At 43.8% G+C, this 20,579-nt stretch carries 17 protein-coding genes; 8 read left to right on the top strand and 9 right to left on the bottom strand.

Going from position 1 to position 20,579, the window contains the following annotated elements; all coding sequences use genetic code 11:
- Window positions 1-3: 3 nt before the first annotated feature.
- From gcvP to gcvT, 3 genes are all read right to left on the bottom strand, one after another.
- Window positions 4-2,916 (bottom strand): aminomethyl-transferring glycine dehydrogenase, encoded by a 2,913-nt coding sequence (gene gcvP / locus NWQ57_RS17075; protein WP_306023377.1) that lies wholly within the window; start codon window positions 2,914-2,916, stop codon window positions 4-6.
- A gap of 119 nt (window positions 2,917-3,035) precedes the next feature.
- On the bottom strand, window positions 3,036-3,425 hold the full coding sequence (gene gcvH, locus NWQ57_RS17080; protein WP_306023378.1) for a glycine cleavage system protein GcvH: 390 nt from the start codon (window positions 3,423-3,425) through the stop codon (window positions 3,036-3,038).
- Window positions 3,426-3,473: 48 nt separating this feature from the next.
- Complete coding sequence (gcvT, locus tag NWQ57_RS17085; protein ID WP_306023379.1) at window positions 3,474-4,553, bottom strand: glycine cleavage system aminomethyltransferase GcvT; 1,080 nt, start codon at window positions 4,551-4,553, stop codon at window positions 3,474-3,476.
- Between the two features lie 155 nt (window positions 4,554-4,708).
- Between gcvT and NWQ57_RS17090 the strand changes: the two genes are divergently transcribed.
- The gene (locus NWQ57_RS17090; RefSeq protein WP_306023380.1) at window positions 4,709-5,554 is read left to right on the top strand and encodes a LysR family transcriptional regulator; all 846 of its coding nucleotides are present in this window, start codon (window positions 4,709-4,711) and stop codon (window positions 5,552-5,554) included.
- A 92-nt stretch (window positions 5,555-5,646) separates the two neighbouring features.
- Here the strand turns inward: NWQ57_RS17090 and NWQ57_RS17095 are convergent, their stop codons facing one another.
- The 3 genes from NWQ57_RS17095 to NWQ57_RS17105 all read right to left on the bottom strand — a co-directional run bounded on the left by NWQ57_RS17095 (window position 5,647) and on the right by NWQ57_RS17105 (window position 7,807).
- Window positions 5,647-5,814, bottom strand: a complete 168-nt coding sequence (locus tag NWQ57_RS17095) for a hypothetical protein (RefSeq protein WP_306023381.1) — start codon at window positions 5,812-5,814, stop codon at window positions 5,647-5,649.
- A 155-nt stretch (window positions 5,815-5,969) separates the two neighbouring features.
- Window positions 5,970-7,004, bottom strand: a complete 1,035-nt coding sequence (locus NWQ57_RS17100) for an XrtA/PEP-CTERM system-associated ATPase (protein ID WP_306023382.1) — start codon at window positions 7,002-7,004, stop codon at window positions 5,970-5,972.
- 164 nt (window positions 7,005-7,168) lie between these two features.
- The gene (locus NWQ57_RS17105; RefSeq protein ID WP_306023383.1) at window positions 7,169-7,807 is read right to left on the bottom strand and encodes a hemolysin III family protein; all 639 of its coding nucleotides are present in this window, start codon (window positions 7,805-7,807) and stop codon (window positions 7,169-7,171) included.
- Between the two features lie 194 nt (window positions 7,808-8,001).
- Between NWQ57_RS17105 and NWQ57_RS17110 the strand changes: the two genes are divergently transcribed.
- On the top strand, window positions 8,002-8,307 hold the full coding sequence (locus NWQ57_RS17110) for a GIY-YIG nuclease family protein (protein ID WP_306023384.1): 306 nt from the start codon (window positions 8,002-8,004) through the stop codon (window positions 8,305-8,307).
- Window positions 8,308-8,317: 10 nt separating this feature from the next.
- On the top strand, window positions 8,318-11,188 hold the full coding sequence (gene glnE / locus NWQ57_RS17115) for a bifunctional [glutamate--ammonia ligase]-adenylyl-L-tyrosine phosphorylase/[glutamate--ammonia-ligase] adenylyltransferase (protein WP_306023385.1): 2,871 nt from the start codon (window positions 8,318-8,320) through the stop codon (window positions 11,186-11,188).
- Window positions 11,189-11,192: 4 nt separating this feature from the next.
- On the opposite strand, the gene NWQ57_RS17120 is transcribed toward glnE, so the two are convergent.
- The 3 genes from NWQ57_RS17120 to NWQ57_RS17130 form a co-directional block, all read right to left on the bottom strand.
- On the bottom strand, window positions 11,193-11,825 hold the full coding sequence (locus NWQ57_RS17120; RefSeq protein ID WP_306023401.1) for a toxin co-regulated pilus biosynthesis Q family protein: 633 nt from the start codon (window positions 11,823-11,825) through the stop codon (window positions 11,193-11,195).
- Window positions 11,826-11,874: 49 nt separating this feature from the next.
- Window positions 11,875-12,807 carry an LpxL/LpxP family Kdo(2)-lipid IV(A) lauroyl/palmitoleoyl acyltransferase gene (lpxL, locus tag NWQ57_RS17125; RefSeq protein WP_306023386.1) on the bottom strand — a complete coding sequence of 311 codons (933 nt, stop codon included), beginning with the start codon at window positions 12,805-12,807 and terminating at the stop codon, window positions 11,875-11,877.
- Between the two features lie 87 nt (window positions 12,808-12,894).
- Entirely contained in the window at window positions 12,895-13,149 is a 255-nt protein-coding gene (locus NWQ57_RS17130; protein ID WP_306023387.1) for a DUF3081 domain-containing protein, read from the bottom strand.
- A 132-nt stretch (window positions 13,150-13,281) separates the two neighbouring features.
- Here NWQ57_RS17130 and NWQ57_RS17135 point away from each other — a divergent pair, with 132 nt between their 5' ends.
- The 5 genes from NWQ57_RS17135 (at window position 13,282) to NWQ57_RS17155 (ending at window position 20,534) form a co-directional block, all read left to right on the top strand.
- Window positions 13,282-14,814, top strand: a complete 1,533-nt coding sequence (locus tag NWQ57_RS17135; RefSeq protein WP_306023388.1) for a cryptochrome/photolyase family protein — start codon at window positions 13,282-13,284, stop codon at window positions 14,812-14,814.
- On the top strand, window positions 14,811-16,346 hold the full coding sequence (locus NWQ57_RS17140; RefSeq protein WP_306023389.1) for a cryptochrome/deoxyribodipyrimidine photo-lyase family protein: 1,536 nt from the start codon (window positions 14,811-14,813) through the stop codon (window positions 16,344-16,346). Before NWQ57_RS17135 ends, NWQ57_RS17140 begins: the two co-directional genes overlap by 4 nt.
- Window positions 16,343-17,617, top strand: a complete 1,275-nt coding sequence (locus tag NWQ57_RS17145) for a DASH family cryptochrome (RefSeq protein ID WP_306023390.1) — start codon at window positions 16,343-16,345, stop codon at window positions 17,615-17,617. The genes NWQ57_RS17140 and NWQ57_RS17145 overlap by 4 nt, the downstream gene beginning before the upstream one ends.
- 326 nt (window positions 17,618-17,943) lie before the next feature.
- Window positions 17,944-19,887 (top strand): bifunctional diguanylate cyclase/phosphodiesterase, encoded by a 1,944-nt coding sequence (locus NWQ57_RS17150; RefSeq protein WP_306023391.1) that lies wholly within the window; start codon window positions 17,944-17,946, stop codon window positions 19,885-19,887.
- A 68-nt stretch (window positions 19,888-19,955) separates the two neighbouring features.
- Window positions 19,956-20,534: a thymidine kinase gene (locus NWQ57_RS17155; protein ID WP_306023392.1), complete on the top strand. Its 579-nt coding sequence runs from the start codon at window positions 19,956-19,958 to the stop codon at window positions 20,532-20,534.
- Window positions 20,535-20,579 lie beyond the last annotated feature (45 nt).

Raw genomic sequence — 20,579 nt, forward strand, 5'->3', positions numbered from 1 at the left:
AAATTACTCTTCGCGATATGACTCTATCGACGGACAAGAACACTGTAAATTTCTGTCCCCCCACACATCATCAATACGGTTTACCGACGGCCAGAACTTATTTCTAGCGACTGCGGCGACTGGGTATGCGGCGAGTTTGCGATCGTAACTGCGGTTCCAGTTGCTGTCACAGATATCTTCTAGGGTATGCGGTGCATTGTGCAGTGGGTTGTCGATTGCGTCCCATTCGCCTGATTCTACTTTTGCGATCTCAGCGTGAATGCTGAGCATGGCCTCAATAAAACGGTCAAGTTCGGCCTTGGCTTCTGATTCAGTGGGCTCAATCATTAAGGTGCCCGCGACCGGAAAGCTCATGGTGGGCGCATGGAAACCGTAGTCGTTTAAGCGTTTGGCTACGTCCATTTCTGTTACACCTGATGATTCTTTAAGTGGGCGTAAGTCAATAATACATTCGTGGGCAACCCGGTCGTTACGACCACGGTATAACACTGGGAAGTGGCCGCTAAGCTTTTTAGCAACGTAGTTGGCGTTTAAAATAGCGACTTCTGTGGCTTTTCTTAGGCCTTCACTGCCCATCATTTTGATGTACATGTAACTGATCGGCAGAATAGAGGCACTGCCCCAAGGCGCTGCTGATACCGCACCATTGCTGCGTACTTCACCGTCACCCACGTTTTCAACACCAATGATTTTATGGTTAGGTAAAAACGGCGCTAAATGCGCTTTTACACCGATTGGGCCCATGCCTGGTCCACCACCACCGTGCGGAATACAAAAGGTTTTGTGTAAGTTTAAGTGTGAGACATCTGAGCCAATTAAGCCCGGTGAAGTAATACCCACTTGCGCGTTCATGTTGGCACCGTCCATGTATACTTGGCCGCCAAATTCATGCACGATATTACAAATCTCTTTAATGGTTTCTTCGTATACACCATGAGTAGATGGGTAAGTGATCATGGCACACGCTAGTTTATCGGCGACTTCAGCGGCTTTTTTGCGTAAATCGGCTACGTCGATGTTACCGTTTTTATCACAGTTAACCACCACTACTTTATAGCTCACCATTTGTGCTGTAGCGGGGTTAGTACCGTGTGCAGAGCTTGGGATCAAACAAATATTTCGATGTCCTTCGCCACGACTCTGATGGTATTTTTGGATGGTTACCAAACCAGCATATTCACCTTGTGCGCCTGAGTTTGGTTGCATCGATAAGGCATCGTAACCAGTAATGTCAATAAGCCATTCACTTAGCTCATCCATCATTTGCTTGTAGCCTTGGGCTTGGTCGATAGGGGCAAAGGGGTGCAACTTACCAAACTCTGGCCACGTGACGGGGATCATTTCAGCCGTCGCGTTGAGCTTCATGGTACATGAGCCCAATGAGATCATTGAATGGTTAAGTGCCAAGTCTTTATCTTCTAATGACTTAATGTAACGCAGCATTTCAGTTTCTGACTGATAGCTGTTGAAAACAGGGTGAGTCAGTACTTTTGATTCACGCATTAAGTTGGCAGGAATTGACTGACTGCCCAAGGCGATAATTTCTTTATCAAAAGCCTGAATATCCAGTTCTACATTTGCGCCAGTAAACACGCTGTACACAGCCTGTAAATCAGCGCGTGTGGTGGCTTCATCTAAACTGATAGCCAATACGCCGTCAATGTCAGTGCGTAAGTTGATGCCAGAAGTTAAGGCTTTGGCTACGATGGCGTCTTTATTGTTGCCTACTTTCACGGCAAGGGTATCAAACCACGTTGAGTTAACTAATTCGAAACCCGCTTTGTGTAAACCGGCGGCAAGAATGTCTGCAAACCGGTGGATACGTGATGCAATAGTACGCAGGCCCTCAGGACCATGATAGACCGCATAAAATGAGGCCATATTGGCCAACAATACCTGAGCTGTACAGATGTTTGAGTTGGCTTTTTCGCGACGAATATGTTGCTCGCGAGTTTGTAAGGCCATGCGCAAGGCTGGGCGACCGCGGGTATCTTTTGATACACCGATAATACGGCCAGGTAATGAGCGTTTATAATCGTCACGGGTCGCAAAAAATGCCGCGTGTGGGCCACCATAGCCCATAGGTACACCAAAACGCTGGGCTGAACCAAGTACGACATCAGCGCCCATTTCAGCCGGTGGCTTGAGTAACATTAAACTGAGTAGGTCAGCGGCGACGGCAACAATGCCTTTTTTGGCATGCACGGCGTCAATGATCTCGGTTAAATCAACGACGGCACCACTGGTGCCTGGATACTGTAAAAGTGCGCCAAATATATCGTGTTGGCTGGCCTCTTCGGCTTTGCCCACAATAATATCAAAACCGAACATGGCGGCACGAGTTGATACCACATCTAAGGTTTGTGGGTGCACATCATCAGCCACAAAGAAGGCATTGGCTTTACTGTTTTTAGACACACGCTTGGCCAAGCCCATGGCTTCAGCTGCTGCGGTTGCTTCGTCTAATAACGAGGCAGAAGCGAGCTCCATACCGGTTAAGTCAATAGTGGCTTGTTGAAAATTCAATAAGGCTTCAAGGCGACCTTGAGCTATCTCTGGCTGGTAAGGCGTGTAAGCAGTATACCAACCCGGGTTTTCAAGTACGTTACGTAAAATAACATTGGGCGTGAGGGTGTCATAATAGCCCATCCCAATAAATGATTTATTTAGCTTATTTTTACTTGCCACACTTTTTAAGTAAGCCAGCGCTTGCACTTCAGTTTGCGCTTCACCTACCTTGAGGGGGGATGGAGACAAGATACTACTTGGCACAGTTTGCTGAATTAGGTCGTCGAGGCTTTTGGCGCCCACTGTGTCTAACATAGAGGCAATTTCTGACTCGCTAGGACCAATATGGCGGCGAATAAAGTCTTTGCTTTGCTCAAGTTGTGATAGTGAAAAATTTGCTAATGACATAACGGACTACAATTTCCTAATAAGATGCTTTGTAGATAAACTGACATTTATCTACAAAGTAATTGAATTAAAAACCCGGCACGAAACGAAACCAATAATGGTCTCGTTTTGTCTGCTACTTACTCTTCGTCGATGCTATTTTCGTAACCTTCAGCGTCGAATAAGCCTTCAACTTCTTCTGGATCTTCTGCTTTAATCTTAAACATCCAACCTTCACCATAAGGATCGCTGTTAACTAGCTCTGGTGAATGCTCAAGCTCTTCGTTGATTTCCAAGATTTCGCCGCCAATAGGCGCATACACGTCAGATGCTGCTTTTACTGATTCGGCAACAGCAACATCGTCACCAGCACCAACAACGGCACCTACGTCAGGTAATTCAACAAACACCATGTCGCCCAACAATTCTTGAGCGTGGTCACTGATGCCCACTGTATAAATATTGCCACCTTCGTGGCGTACCCATTCGTGAGTTGAAGCAAAGCGTAAATCGGTTGGTATATTGCTCATAACGTTTCCTAAATATGTTTATGCGAAGTTGTTTGATTAGTTTGTTGTTTATAAGGTGCTTTTGCCATTTCTGACAAAACTGGGTTTAACCACGTTTACTGTAACCCACTTTTTGCGCATTTCCACCTCAACAGTTGCACCGACCGCAGCAGGTACTCTGGCCAGGGCAATACTGTGTCCAAGAGTTGGAGAAAACGTACCTGAGGTAATGACGCCCTCTGCCCCATCAGCCATGACTTTTAAGCCAGAGCGCAATACGCCTTTTTCAGTCATGACTAAACCAACCAACTTGTCTGTGCCGGCTGCTTTTTGCTGTTCCAGGGCATGGCGGCCAATAAAGTTACGTTCTTGTGGCTCCCACGTAATTGTCCAGCCCATATTGGCTGCAAGGGGCGATATCGTTTCGTCCATATCTAGACCGTACAAGTTCATACCGGCTTCTAAACGCAAGGTATCACGGGCGCCTAAACCACATGGTGTAACACCAGCGTCAAGCAGCTTTTGCCATAATGCAGGGGCTTCGTCATTGGGTACGATGATTTCGTAGCCTGCCTCACCTGTATACCCGGTAGTAGCAATAAACAAGTCTTCAGCTTGCACACCATAAAAGACTTTCATGCCGTTAACAGCTTCAATTTGCGCCGCTGAAAACACACTATGGGCTTTTTGTTTGGCATTAGGGCCTTGTACGGCAATCATGGCAAACTCAGGGCGTTCGATGATGTCTACTGCAAAACCTTCAGCATTAGAGGTCAGCCAAGCCATGTCTTTTTCACGGGTTGCTGAGTTAACCACTAAGCGGTAATTGGTCACGTCAAAATAGTAAACGATAAGGTCGTCTACCACACCGCCAGTTTCATTTAACATGCCGCTATATAAGGCTTTACCTTTGTCTTGTAATTTTTCAACGTCATTGGCTAATAAGTAACGCAAGTAGTCCTTCGCTTGAGCGCCAACCACATCAACAATAGTCATGTGAGACACATCAAACATGCCTGCGTCTTTACGCACAGCATGGTGCTCTTCAATTTGAGAGCCGTAATTGATGGGCATTTCCCAACCGTGAAAGTCAACCATTTTGGCGCCAGATTCGATATGTTTTGCAAAGAGAACGGTTTTATTAGACATGATAATTGCGACTGTTAAGTGAATTAAGTGCCTCGAGTATAGGCAGCACTTCTGTGCACAACAAATTGATAATATTAATATTTACATTTACAAAACTTATGTATCTATCAATAATGATTAACTAACCTTATTGATAAATAGTCGCTATTTTAGTTATGAAACAGCTTTCATTGGACAATTTACGTACGTTTGTAACGGTCATCGATTTAGGGGGATATGCCAAAGCGGGTGAAAAACTTGGGCGTTCACAACCTGCCATCAGTTTGCAAATAAAAAAACTTGAGGAGCAGCTTGATGTTCGGCTCTTTGATAAAGTCGGGCAACGTCATTTAGTAAATCACGATGGCTTAAAATTATATAAAAGTGCTCAGCAACTTTTAGCTCTCAACGATGAGGTGTTCAACCAGTTTCAACCTGTGTCGTTAAAAGGGCGTTTACGCCTTGGTATACCAAGCGAATTTGCCACCACTTTACTGCCAAATATTATCGGCGAGTTTAGTCAGCTCTATCCCAATGTCTCCTTAGAGGTCACGTCAGCATTAAGCAAATCCTTATTAAGCAAAGATAATCTCGGCTTTGATTTAGTTATGGCTCTGATAGATCCCGATACGAATACCGATGGGCAATTGATACTCAACGACGATTTAGTGTGGGTGGGTGATAAAAACCGGCCGATGGCGCAAGACAGTTTATCGTTGGTGCTGGCCCCTGATGGTTGCGTTTACCGCAGCCGCGTGATCAGTAAGTTAAAAATGCAAACCCTATCATGGCGCATTAGCTATACCAATGCTGACTTAACGGGCATTACCGCAGCCATAAAACAAGGACTAGGCATTAGTGCGCTGGCCAGAAGCAGCGTGCCAGCACAATTAGATATTATTGAGCACGCTAATTTGCCGCAACTGGGTAGAATTAAAATATGCTTGTTTCATAAAGACTCTGAACATCCCCAAGCCAGCGCTAAACTAGCAGAGTTCATTCAATCTCGATTGGCAGGATAAACCAAGAAATGACTACAGGAGAGACAAAAAACCACCTGGGCTTAGAATAAGTCTCACAGGTGGTTGGTGTCTGAAAAGGACAAAAACGCTAACTAGGCACCTTGGCGTAGCATAAACATTGCTACACCTGCGGCAACAACTACAATTGAAAAAATTTCTTTATTATATTTGCCATGATAATACGCTTTACGACGATCCTTCATTGCATGAAAATCTACTACATCCCCGTAACTTGTTTTATCAAACCTCGACCGTTTCATAACCCCCTCCAAATAATTGATTGCTAAATTAAGTATTGCACAGATTGGATAAGATACTAACCTATTAGTTCAATGTTAGTATCGACAATTTGTAACAAATACTTAACCTTTTAACTACTTGGCGTTTATATGAACAATTTTGCTAAACAGATCGCTTAATCGTCAGATTTTAATCGGATATACGTTTTATATTTCTTTTTTAGTAGGCGATCGATGTAGCGTGTTAGCTTAATTTTTTGACTGATGGCATTATCAAGTGCTTCAACTAATTCAGCTAACATGGTTTTATAATATTCAACATCTTTTACCTGCCCTTCTTCTACAGGAGCATCCAAAATGCTAGCTGGCTCGGCAGAACTTTGAGCTTTTTTCTCCGGTAAAAACATTTCTTCAGTCACTTCTTTGATCACGTTTTCTACCGCGTTTTCATCAAGTGTTTCTAATTCTTCTAAAAATCCGTACAACAATATTCGATCCATCAGGGTATTGATTTTTCGCGGTACGCCGTGGGTGAACTGAAAAATTCTGTCGTAAGCGCCTTCTGAAAATAGCTTACCACCCGCCCAACCTGCATGTTGCATGCGGTATTCGATATAACCCTGACACTCGCTATCAGTAAGGGGGGCCAAATGGCAAGATGCCACAATACGTTGCCTGAATTGTTCCATATTGGGTGCGCGTAAAATGGGTTGCAACTCTTCTTGCCCCAGCAAAAAGCTTTGCAAAAGCGGCTTTCCCGCGGCCTGAAAGTTAGACAACATACGGAGCTCTTCAATGGTTTCTAGCGGTAAGTTTTGTGCTTCGTCAACTAGCAATAAAGCGCGCTTACCTTGCTTGTGTAAACTCATTAAAAAGGCTTCTAAATCATTCAAAATATCGGCTTTTGTGCTGCCTTGTACATTAATATGAAATTTACTTGCCACCATTTTTACCAGTTCATCTGGTGTTAGTTTTGGCGTCACTATCTGCGCCGCCACAATATCGGCTTGCATTTGATCAAGTAAACTATTGGCAATAGTGGTTTTACCGGTACCAATATCACCAGTAATAACAATAAATCCCTCTGCCTGAGATAAGCCATATTGTAGATAAGACATGGCCCGTTTATGCCATTTGCTGCCGAAGAAAAAGCTGGGGTCGGGCGTTAGTTGAAATGGCTTAGAAGTTAGTCCGTAATAATTCTCATACATAATTAATGATCACTTGCTCCAAATAACTGGCTAAAAATAAAGCTAGCTTAAGCCATTTGGCAAAAACTAGGCAATATATTACGACTCATGCTTAATGGTTTGAGCACTAAGTTGAGTTCACTGACTCCCTTTATACCATAGCTTTGTAGTCTGATTATGCAGCTTTATAAAACATAATAATAAATTGCGAAAAAATGGCACATGCATCCGGCCACAACAAAGCCGTGCCATATAGCGTGAGTGTATTGCACTTTTTTAGCAACATAGAACAATACCCCAATGGTGTAGCTGAGTCCGCCACATACTAACAACCATAAACCACCGCTAGGTAGGGCTTGATATAGGGGATAGATAAAGAAAAGCGCTAACCAACCCATGACCACATACAGGGCTACCGATAGTTTTTGAAACCTGCCTTTTACAAAACATTTAAACACAATACCGCTTAAGGCTATCACCCAAATCATGATAGTGGCACCTAAGCCAATCCCACCACCAACACTGAGTAGCATGAAAGGAGTGTAAGTACCTGCTATCAACAGATATATAGCGCTATGGTCTATGACCTTTAATATTAACTTTAAATTAGGTTGAGAGACCGAGTGATAAAGGGTTGAAGATAAAAACATCAGCAGCATCGAAAGGGCATAAACCGTCACGACCACCTGCGCATATAAATCTTGTGCCTTCACCAACAGGGCGACTAAAGCGGCGATGGCAGCAAAAAATCCTAAGGCGTGGGTGCTAGCATTTAACCATTCTTCAATCACAGAATAGGGTCTGTTACTGTTACTTTGGTTCATAAAAAATTCTTGAATGAAGGAGAATAACAATCATATATTTTGAGCGTACACATGTATACTGAAGTATGACAGAGTGCTTCATGTTGTTGCTCTTAACCAGTCCTTGTATTCACCAACAATTGTTATCATTTACACTTAACATCTGTAGGCAATCTGGTAACTTACCGGTTTTAGCTAACTAAGCTGTTAATGCAATGTGGTTTGTTTACATTATAGAAAATAAATTTGGCCACTTTTATACTGGGATCTGCAAAGACATGGCTCGGCGTTTTAACGAGCACAACTCCAGCGGACCAAAATGCGCAAAAGCCTTAAAAGGTAAAGGCCCATTAACCTTACGTTATTGTTGTCGAATGAGTGATCACTCTGCTGCCTTAAAAATGGAAATATGGATAAAAAAACTAACCAAAGCAGACAAACTACATTTAGTCGCCGACATGCTCGTTTATCCAAACGCTCACGAACGCCAACCGCCCTCTTTTATTGCTGACTTATGTTAAGGAATCTATCATGCCATCGTCATTCGTTCTTGCTATCTCTCTTGATGCTTTGGGTCAAAAACGCTGGGACGAATTAAGCCAATTAGCAGAATTTAACCCCGCATGGCATGCACATCAATCCACGATAAAACACGGTTTTGCCCTCAGTGATTTTATTTACCAGCAAGTTTTGAAATACCCTACGCTAGTCGATAATTTAATAAACGATCACAACTCAGCCAACGTCGATTACTGCCGCTTACTCACAGATGAGATAAGCGCCGTAACAAGTGAAGTAGAGTTAAATCGCTGTTTGCGCCAGTTTCGTAACAAACAAATGGCCATTATCGCATGGCGAGACTTGCTTAATTTGCAGCAGGTCGAGCAGTCATTGTTGCAGGTTTCTGAGTTAGCTAATCAGCTTATCGTGCAAGCAAATGATTGGCTCTACAAAAAGTTAACCGAGCGATACGGCGTGCCGCAAGGTGAATTTGGCCCTCAACCTCTTCTTATCATTGGCATGGGTAAGTTAGGTGGACGCGAACTTAACTTTTCATCCGATATCGACCTTATTTTTACGTATCCTGAGCAAGGCGAAACCTCAGGCGGGCGCCAAAGCATTGAGCATCAGCAGTTTTTTACAAAGCTAGCGCAAAGCTTAATAAACTCCTTACATAACATTACTGCCGATGGCCAAGTGTATCGCGTTGATATGCGTTTGCGTCCGCTGGGCGATAGCGGTCCTTTGGTCATGCAATTTGGCGCGTTTGAAGATTATTACCAAGAGCAAGGCCGAGACTGGGAACGTTATGCCTTATTAAAAGGCCGCATACTCAATCCACCTTGCGCTTATAGCGATGAACTGCAACACATCCTAAAACCCTTTATTTATCGCCGCTATCTTGACTTCAGCGCAATTGAATCGCTACGCAACATGAAGGCCCTAATTCAACAAGAGGTGAGGCGCCGTGGCTTAGTAGACAACATTAAGCTGGGGCAAGGGGGTATTCGTGAAGCAGAATTCATTGTGCAAAGTTTGCAACTCATCCGCGGAGGGCGAGAACTCAGCTTGCAACTCTACAGTTTGTTGGCAGCGGTCAAACAGCTTATTAGCCTAGAGATATTGCCCGAAAATGAGGGAAATAAACTGATAGTGAATTATTTATGGCTGCGTAAAGTCGAACATTGCTTGCAACAATTTGCTGACAAACAAACGCAAGTCTTGCCCGACAACGATCAAGATAAATTGCGCTTACAATACGTCATGGGCTTTAACACTTACTCAGAGTTTTTAGCTGAACTGCAAAATTGTTGTGATTTTATTCATAGCCAGTTTTTACTGCTTATCGGTGACGACAGCGCAAAAGAAGACGAACCCATTAGCGCTACCGAGCAAGCTGCGATTGACTTATGGCAACTTGATTTAGATGAACCAGAGTGCCAAAACCTGTTGGCTCAATGGCTGGCACCTGCAGATGCGAGTAAGTTTCGTGAGCAGCTCATTGATTTTAGTAAAAGCCTAAAAACCAGCAGAATCGGCCAACGGGGTTATAACACCCTAAATAGCCTAATGCCCCTGCTAATTGTTAATGTGTTGAATTGCACCGAACTCCCCGCTTTAGAGCGTTTGCAACGGGTATTACAGGTGTTCAAAGCTATATTGGGACGTACGGCTTACTTAGAATTATTATTGGCGAATCAGGGCGCGCTAAAACAGCTAGTGAATCTGTGTAGTGCGAGTCCGTGGGTTACTGAACAGCTATCTCGTTTTCCGCTGCTACTCGACGAGCTGATTAATCCCGCAACCTTGTATAATCCCACTGAACTGCGCGAGTACCCTAGTGAGCTGCGCCGTGCCTTGTTGCGGGTAGAAGCCGATGATCTTGAATTACAAATGGAAACCTTACGCCAATTTAAATTGAGTCAGCAACTTAAAATCGCCGCTGCCGATATTGCCGGCGCCTTACCCATCATGAAAATCAGCGATCATCTCACATTTTTGGCAGAGGCTATCGTTGCCCATGTCATCGACATCGCTTGGCAACAGCTGGCCGAAAAACACGGAGAGCCTAACTGTGAAAACGCAGGACCACGAGACTTACAAAACAAAAGTTTTGCGGTTTTAGGTTTTGGTAAATTAGGTGGCTGGGAGCTAGGTTATGGTTCGGACTTGGATTTGGTTTTTATTCATAACTGTGAAGGAAATCAACTGACCAGCGGAGTTAAACCGATTGAAAGTAGTCAATTTTATTTTAAATTAGCGCAACGCATCTTACATATTTTTACCACTAAAACAGGCCTAGGTATGTTGTATGACATTGATATGCGATTGCGCCCTGCGGGTCAATCAGGTTTATTAGTGTGTCATTTCAATGGCTTTGTTACCTATCAAGAAACAGAAGCGTGGACTTGGGAACATCAGGCACTGTGTCGCGCACGGTTTATTTACGGTGATAAACAATTATTCAGCGACTTTAACAAACTACGTTTAAGCATACTCTCACGTCAGCGCGAACCGTCAGAGTTACGTACACAAGTGGTCGAGATGCGCGAAAAAATGCGCCAACACTTAGCCAAAGGAACAGCAGAGCTATTTGATCTGAAACAAGACAGTGGTGGTATCGCTGACATTGAATTTATAGTGCAATATTTAACCTTAGCGTATTGTCATGAAGCCCATTCAATTGCTACGTGGACGGATAATGTTCGGGTGTTGGAGTCATTAGTAGAAACGGGCTCGATTAGCTCGGATGATGCTCAACAATTAAAAAATGCCTATTTAAGCTATCGTAACCAAAATCATCGTTTAAGCCTACAAAATAGAAGTTACGCATCTTACACAGCAGAGTTACAGCAACATAAATCACAGGTAAGCGAAATTTGGCGGCGCATTATGTCTTAACCCCCTACATTCTAGCTTCAACGCATTCTTGGTTTAGATATTCTGATTTTTTTTGGGTAATCACTAAGGAGCGCTGTTTGGGGCACACGTAGGCTTTTACCTTGCCATCAAAGTTTGAATCAATGGCGTTTGATATACTCTGCAAGCTGCCTAAGATGGTGTCTTCCATTTGAAACTGGTGTTTTACGATGAAATCTTGATCTAGCTCCCAGATAACCTGCATACCTTCTGCTTGCGCGTAATTCGTAATAGCACTTCGCAAAGTGGTACCGGCCTTAAAGGTCCGATGTTTATACTCACCCACCCAACGCCCGGATATCGGCTTTTGAATACTTTCCATTTTTTGCAGACGTTCGTTCAATGGCACATCAGATTCTTTTACTTCTAAGACAAAATCACCTAAACCATCTTCTCGAGGATGGCGCGAAGACAACCGATATTCAGAATAAAATTTGCTCATATTGTCTGAGATAGACTTTGATTTAACCTCACCCTCAGGCGTGGGTTTGGATTCATTGCGTTGTTGCAAGAAAATCACAATACCACCGACAACAATGATTAATAGCGCTAAAGCCACATGTTTGGCCCAAAAGACGGATTCAGAATGATTGGGCACACCCAAGCCTGAATTGCCCATCTTGGCCATTTTTTTTCTGTTGGCCGCAACCTTTTTTTGTTGATTAGCGCTAGCCATACAAAGAAGGGCCGTTTGGATCAGGGCGCGTTTTGAAGCGTTTATGCATCCACAGGTATTGTTCTGGCGCGATCAGTATCATTTCTTCAATCTTTTTATTCATTCTGGCTACATCATAGTTATCGTCTCCACTGGGGAAATTCTCAAGTCCAGGAACGATTTTAATTTTGTACCCTGTTTTGGTGCGTACTGACGCTAAAAATAGAGTTTCACAATTAGCCTGCTTGGCAAACAACAACGAACCGGTAGTAGTGGCAACTTCTGGCACAGCAAAAAACGGGGTAAATTCACATTTATTCCGTCCATAATCCTGGTCGGGCAAATAGAAACACACCTCTTTATCATTTAAGGCAGATATCAAACCCCGAACGTCTTTTTTATTCACCATGTATTTGTTAGAACGATTACGCCCATGGTATTGCATGTAATCCATGAGCTTATTGTTGTGCTTGCGATAAAAGGCCACTGAGGGTTTTTTTAAACCCGCAACACGCACAGAAAACTCAAGATTCATATTATGAATGGCGTACACCAATGCCCCTTTGCCTTTAGCAAGTATGGCCTCAACATGTTCATAACCTTCAAATTCGGCTTTTCTGGCCACCCGCCACGTTGGCCACCACCAGCCCATGCTGGTTTCAAGCACCGCCATACCTGCATTATCAACGTTGGCGGCTAACAGGGCTTCACGTTGCGCGTCGGTGTAGTCAGGAAAACATAGCTCAAGGTTTCGTTTAGCGATTTGGTAACGTTTGGGCGCCAATAATTTTATTAACTTACCGAGCCCCTTACCCAGCCACAACTGCAAGCGATAAGGTAGCCATGATATGGTGTACAGCAGTGCAACACTTATCCACGTCAACCAATAATTAGGTAATAAAAAAGACCAACTAAATTTAGGTGCCTTCACCTTTTTATCTCGCAAACCTTATCCTCACAATTAAAATTTTGGCTATTCTAATCTAATGGATTTATAAAACCACCCTGACCAGCCGCACATTTGGCGATTCGGCTACAGGGCTGCAATGGCTTGTAACTTGCGAATGAACTGCTCTGCGTGCTCTTCTTTTTCGTAATTAAAATGGTACTGGTTGTGAAAGCCAAAACTTAACTCAACCAAGGCATCTTTCATAAATAAGGTGTAGCCGTCAAAATCAGTACTTGCCTCTACGCCCTCAAGAAAATAGGCCTCATCTTTCTTTTTACCTTTTAAACGAATCGTTTCGAACACTTTGAGAATAAATTTACTGTCTATTTCGTTTTTCATTGATTGAACCTCAAGGTTATTTTCACAGGCTGACATCGATTTGTATGACAGAAGTTTTTACCTGCAGGGTGATCCAATTCAGCCTGATAGCAGAATATTACCCATGCATTTAAATAAAACTGTTATCACCTTATGACAAAACTCTGCCTGATATTGGGCGACCAATTAAGTCTTTCTTTGGATGCCTTGCAGGCGTTAGATAAGCACAGCGATCATATCATGCTGGCAGAACTCTACACAGAAACCCACTACGTAAAACATAACAAACTGAAAATAGCCTTACTGTTTTCGGCGATGCGCCATTTTGCCAAGCAACTACGAGACGAGGGTTTCCATGTAGACTACTACGACTTCACCGCCACGAAAGACCACCATCAAAGTTTTACTGATGTACTCAGAGCTCAACTCAGTCAACACAGCTACCAACAAGTGATTTGCACGGAACCTGGGGAATATAGGGTACTGAACGAAATGAAACGTTGGCAACAAGAATTGGCTGTTGATGTCATCATCAAATCAGACAATCGCTTTTATTTTACTCTTGCGCAAATGCACGATTGGTTTAGTGAACGCAAAGAGCCGCGAATGGAGCATTTTTACCAGTTTGCCAGAAAGCAGACAGGCCTGTTAATGGAAACCGGCAAGCCCATTGGCGGTCGATTTAATTTTGATAAAGAAAACCGTAACGCGTGGCAATCTGACACCCCTTTACCGCCCATGTTGAAACATGAGCAAGATGACATTACTGAGCAAGTGTTGACCTTAGTCGAACAAGAGTTTACTGACTTTCCCGGTAAACTAGTGCACTTTAATTTTGCAGTAAATCGAGAGCAAGCGCTTGCGGCCTTACGCCATTTTATCAAACACAAACTTGCAGATTTTGGCCGTTTTCAAGACGCCTTAGCAGACAATAACAACACCCTTTTTCATAGTTTACTCGCCAGCTATATTAATATTGGACTGCTGCTACCACAGGAAGTGTGTGAAGCTGCCATAGAGGCTTATCAAGCACAGAACGCACCGCTGAATGCGGTCGAAGGTTTTGTTAGGCAAATTTTAGGGTGGCGTGAATATGTACGAGGTTTGTATTGGTATGAAGGAGAGTCGTACAAAAAGCACAATGCCCTAAACGCACAAACCCCGCTACCCAATTGGTTTTGGGATGGCAAAACCAACATGCGCTGCATGCAAAAAGCCATTGGCCACTCCTTAGATGATGCTTACGCCCACCATATTCAGCGCCTGATGATCATCGGTAATTTTTCATTAATAGCAGGTTTGAATGTCACTGAGGTCTGTGATTGGTACCTAGCAGTCTATATCGATGCCTTTGAGTGGGTTGAACTTCCTAATACATTGGGCATGGCGTTATATGCAGACAATGGCAAGCTAGCCAGCAAGCCTTACGCTGCCAGTGCCAATTACATCAACAAAATGGGGAATCATTGCAGCTCTTGTCGCTATAACCCCAAGTTGGTCACTGGTGTTAAAGCGTGTCCTTTTAACGCTTTGTACTGGGACTTTATTCAGCGCCACCAAGAGCGCTTTGCGAAAAATCCGCGAATGGCGCTAATGGTGAAACAGTGGCAAAAGAAAAGCAGCGCTGACCAACATGCCATCACGCAATGGGCCGCCACCTTGATAGAGAAATTGGACAAAGCGTGATTAATGTCGTGTGGTTAAAACGAGATTTGAGGCTCACTGACCATCAACCTTTGTGGCAAGCCGTGCAGCATGAGCTGCCCTTTGCCATTGTTTATGTAATCGAATCCAGTTATTGGCACTTGCCTGACACCAGCGCCAGACAGTGGCAGTTTGTGCATCAAAGTCTGCTGGAACTCAAAGCTCACGCCCAACGCTTAGGTGGTGATGTATGGATAATGCTAGGAGAGGTTGAGCACTGTTTTAGCCAAATCCACCAGCGCTTTACCATCAAACATATTTTCAGCCACCAAGAAACGGGCAATGATTGGACTTATCACAGAGACAAAAGATTTTTGCAGTGGTGCGCCGCACAGGAGATAAAATGGCAAGAATGGCCACAATTTGCGGTGAAACGAGGCAAGCTCAACCGCGATAACTGGGATAATTTGTGGCAGCAATTTATGTCGCAGCCTACCTTAGCTCTGCCTGATTTGCATCGTGCTTTGCCCCAGCCAGCGACTCAGTTTTCAAGGACTGAGTTAGCGGTAAATGAACTGCCAACAATGGTGCTCGAACCGGAAAAAATACGCTATCCGGGTAACGACACCTTAAGTTGCATACAACCCCAACGAGCGGGCAGTTTGGCTGCAAATCGGGTGCTGAACAGTTTTATTGAAGAGCGCCACAAAGCCTACCTGATGTCAGTATCAAGCCCCATAAAGGGCCAACAAAATAGCAGTCGCTTAAGCTGCTATCTGGCTTATGGCAACCTCAGTCTGCGTGAAGTGATCCACACCACTATTGCTGCATTGCCGACTACAAGTCACAAGCGTGCGTTAACGGCATTTAAATCACGTCTGCACTGGCATTGCCATTTTATTCAAAAAATGGAAACCGAACCGCAACTTGAAAAACACGCTTTGCACAGTAGTTTGCGTAGTTTACGGTCGGAGAGTTTTGAGCAAGCCACTTTTGATGCCTACAAAGCAGGGCTGACTGGGGTACCCTTTGTTGATGCGTGTATGCGAATGTTACAGCACTATGGCTGGATAAACTTTCGTATGCGCGCCATGTTAATTTCATTTTCTAGCTACCAGCTTTGGTTGCCTTGGCAACAACCAGCACAACATCTTGCTCAATTATTTACCGACTATGAGCCAGGCATTCATTACCCACAAATCCAGATGCAATCGGGTACTACGGGTATCAACCCTTTTCGTATTTACAACCCCGTAAAACAAGGTGAACGTTTTGATCCTAAGGGAGAATTTATCCGGCGCTGGGTACCAGAGTTGGCGCAAATAAGTGATGCCTATATTCATCAACCTTGGCTGACCACGCAAACAAAGCGCGCTAACTATCCCGTGCCGAAACTGGAGCCCATGCAGGCGGCTCGTTTGGCCCGCAACACCTTGTTTGAATATTATAAAAATCACGTTGAAAAAACTGAAACAGCCCGCGTTGTTCAAGTACATGCCAGTCGGGCAACTCGAAAGCGGACACCGGCTCAACGTAAACCTGCTATTAACCACAAACAAATGAGTTTATTTTGAACACTGAGATAACTACGAATTCAAGCGCTGTTGTACTGTTTCAACATAATTTGCGCCTGCATGACAATCCAGCTCTTGTTGCAGCAGCCAAACATGAAACGTTAATCTGCCTATATTGTTATGATGATTGGCAATTTGACACATCTTTTGGACTGAATCAGTGCGGGCCATTTCGAGCCGAGTTTTTGTGGCAAAGTTTGCAAGACCTGCAAGCCACTTTACAGACTTTAGGGCAGACCCTTTATATCGTAAAAGGCGAACTGTGCTCGGTTATCACGCAGATTCAGCAACAGCTCCCTGAGCTGTATCTTTATGCGCAAACGCCCAGCGACAGCAGAGAATATCAGCAGTTAAATAGACTGTCCGCTCAAATACCTTGTCAATTATTGCCCGGCAGTACCCTACTCGCCCCAAGCGATTTGCCTTTTGCTCTTGCTGCACTACCCAAGGTATTTACCCACTTTAGAAACAAAGTAGAAAAACACTGGCCACACATTAGCCCCCTGAGTAACCCGTTAATATTACCGCCAAAACCTCACATGACACTTAACACGTTACAGAGCAGTCCATTGCCAGAAGCGTATTCATCTGAAGTAAGGCCGGCGATAAATTTTATCGGTGGCGAATCGCAAGCAAAAAAGCGACTCGAACATTACATCTGGCAGACCAAAGCCATTTGCTCGTATAAACAAACTCGTAATCAGTTGCTCGGCGAAGACTACTCAAGCAAGTTTTCACCTTGGTTGGCGACAGGCTGTTTATCAGCAAAATACATTTATACTCAGGTTAAACTGTTCGAAGACCAGCACGGCGCAAATGACTCCACGTACTGGTTGATTTTTGAATTGTTGTGGCGCGATTATTTTGCCTTTACCGCACAGCGTGACGAAACAAACTTGGGCGTTGCTGAAACGTCAGCGCAGCCCCTACAGCCTCATCAACAGCAGACATTCAACAGTTGGTGCATCGGCCGAACAGGTAATCGCTTTATTGACGCAAACATGCGTGAGTTGTTACTGACTGGTTTTATGAGCAACCGAGGAAGGCAAAATGTGGCTTCCTATTTAATTAATGAGCTCAATATTGATTGGCGTTTTGGCGCTGCTTGGTTTGAACAACAGCTTATCGATTTTGATTTCGCCAGCAACGTAGGCAATTGGCAGTACATTGCAGGCATAAAATCTCCGAATGGTCCTAGACATTTCAATGTGGTCTCGCAAGCAGAACGCTATGATGCCCAGGGTGAGTTTTGTCGTCATTGGTTGGATTAGACCAGCGTCAGACATCAATCTTTAATAAGCAATGTAAAAGCCTGTTAAAAGCTAGGTAGTTTTGGGCTAACAGCAATTTCGCTATATCATACTAAGCGTAACAGGCTATCCACCAACGTGGACTGCTTAACTAAAACTGCTAGCTTAATTGATAAATTTGGTTACAATTTGAGTCACAACGGAGCTAAAAGTTACACCCTCCGCCATCTCATAATGTTGTAGACCCTGTTAAGTTAAGGTAGTGAGAGATCAAAACCGAACATAATCTCAATCAATTACTCTACATAGATTCAGCCAAGCTGTTATACAGCAATGGCATCTCGGGTATGTTGACTAATATCCTCACCATTTCGGTTCTCGCTTTTGGCTTTATCACTGACGTGTCGGCTGATAAGAAAGTCATTTGGTGGGCCGTGATGTTTTTTATCATTTTAGTGCGCTCTTTTGACATATTTTTATGGTATCGCCAGTGTGAAAAAGCACCAGAGGTGGATGGCCTTGCAGGTATTTGGCGGTTTTCTATCGGTTGTGTGCTGACCGCATTAGGCTGGTGTAGCTATGTCATTCTGTTTAACCAGCAAATGGACGTCATTGAATTTTCAACCACTGTTATCATCATTGCAGCTATGGCCGGGGGCGGCTCTTCAGTGCTGGCAGGAGGCCGTTATTTAGCACTTGTTTATTCGGTTATTTTACTTTTGCCCTTTTCCATCATAGGCGTGTTAGACGACGAGGAATATCGAAATCTACTCGGTTTTTTGGGGCTGGTTTTTTGCGTAATTATGTCAATCACCGGTTTAAAAACGGCGCGTTTTACGCGCGAGGCCATACGCACTAAAAATCAAAATTTAGCACTTCGTGACGAAGTCACCAGTAAAGGCAATCAATTTTCTAATGTGAATACTGAGTTAAAGCAGGCAACGAAGCAGCTTAACGAAATCAATCACAACTTAGAATTGGAAGTGCAAAAACGTACCGAAAAGATATTCCAACTGAGCAATTTAGACAGCTTAACCGGCCTAAAAAACCGCAAAGCGTTCACATTGCAACTGGATAATTTAATCGAAAAAGCCGTTGCCAGCGGCAATCCCGTCGCGCTGTTATTCATTGACTTAGATGGCTTTAAAAAGATTAACGACACCATGGGGCATCGGGTCGGAGACCACACGCTTATAGAAGTAGCCAATCGTCTGTCGGCTTTTTCTGATCGAGAGCGCACAGGACGTTGGGGCGGCGACGAATTTTTAGTCGCCCTACCCTACAGTGACCAAGGCACTGCCATGTCTATTGCGAGCGCCATGATGACCAGTATCGCTCAACCTATCATTGTCAGCGGTAGTGAGCTCTATCTTACCGCATCAATCGGAATTGCTCTTGCGCCAGTGCATAGTTTAAGTGCGGAAGATTTAATCCAATTAGCCGACCTGACCATGTGTGAACAAAAGCAATCTGGGCAGCGTAAACCGCGCGTTTTTTCGACCGAATTAAAAGGTAAAATTGAAGCCTCGCAACTGATCCTTGAAGGCCTACAACACGCCTTAGAGAAAAAAGAATTGTACTTGTGTTACCAACCTATTCAGTGTGCCAAAGAAAATACCTCATGGTCATTTGAAGCGCTCTTACGCTGGAATTTCAATGGCAAATTTATTGGCCCTGATATTTTTATTCCTTTAGCTGAAAAATCTGGCTTAATAAAAGAGATAGGTGCTTGGGTATTGAATAGAGCCTGTATGGATGCTAAACACTGGCAGTTTAACCAAACCGCTGCAGTATCGGTAAATGTATCAGTGATACAACTGATGGATGATGGTTTTATCCGCTTGTTAGATAATATTCTACGCAGTAGTGGTCTGCCGCCCGAACGTTTACATTTAGAAATCACAGAGTCAACTTTTGTTGATAACGAAAAGAAAATACGCACGCAGTTAGAACAGATTCAATCGCGCAATATTCATGTTTCTATCGATGACTTTGGTACAGGTTATTCGTCGTTGTCACAGTTACAAACGTTGCCTGTTAACTACGTCAAAATTGATAAAGCTTTTGTAGATAATATCGAAGGTAAAGGCGATGCGATTATTCGCGCAACCTTATTTATTGCTCGCGAGCTAAACTGCCTTACCGTCGCCGAAGGTGTTGAAACCAAAGAGCAAGCCATCGCACTTGCGGCCATGGGCGTTGACTTTTTACAAGGTTACTATTTTGCCAAGCCCATGAAAAATGAAGATTTAATTGTGTGGCAAAACCCCATTTCGAGCTTTTTAAACTAATAAAACAATCCCGCTTAGACTGATTACCAAACCTGCTAGCAGGCTAACGTTTACACTTTGGATACCTTATGGCACAACTCTACTTTTATTATTCAGCAATGAATGCGGGCAAATCGACATCACTGCTGCAATCTGCCTATAACTATGCCGAAAGAGGTATGAACGCTGAAATTTATACGGCAGCCCTTGATAACCGCTTTGGTGAAGGTCAAGTGGCCTCACGTATTGGTTTAAAAGCCACCGCCCATTTGTTTAACTCGCAGACCCAACTGTGGGATGAAATACAACAACTACACAATCAAAATCCCATTCATTGTCTATTTATCGACGAAGCGCAATTTCTTAATAAACAACAAGTTCAGCAGTTGATTGCCGTGGTTGACGAGCTGGATATTCCGGTGCTTGCCTATGGCCTTCGCACTGACTTTTTAGGTGAAACATTTGAAGGTAGCCGTTATCTGTTAGCCTGGGCAGATAAGTTAATTGAGCTTAAAACAGTTTGCCACTGCGGACGAAAAGCCAATTTTGTGGTGCGTATTGATGAAAATGGCCAAGCCGCCAAAGAAGGCGAACAAGTTGAAGTGGGTGGAAATGACCGCTATGAATCAATGTGCCGCAAGCACTTTAGAGAGCTTGTGTGGTCGTAAAAATACCATAGCAAAAAGGCGCCAACTTTGGCGCCTTTTTAGTTT

The organism is Paraglaciecola sp. (genome assembly GCF_030730205.1).
In the GTDB taxonomy this organism is placed as follows: Bacteria; Pseudomonadota; Gammaproteobacteria; order Enterobacterales; family Alteromonadaceae; genus Paraglaciecola.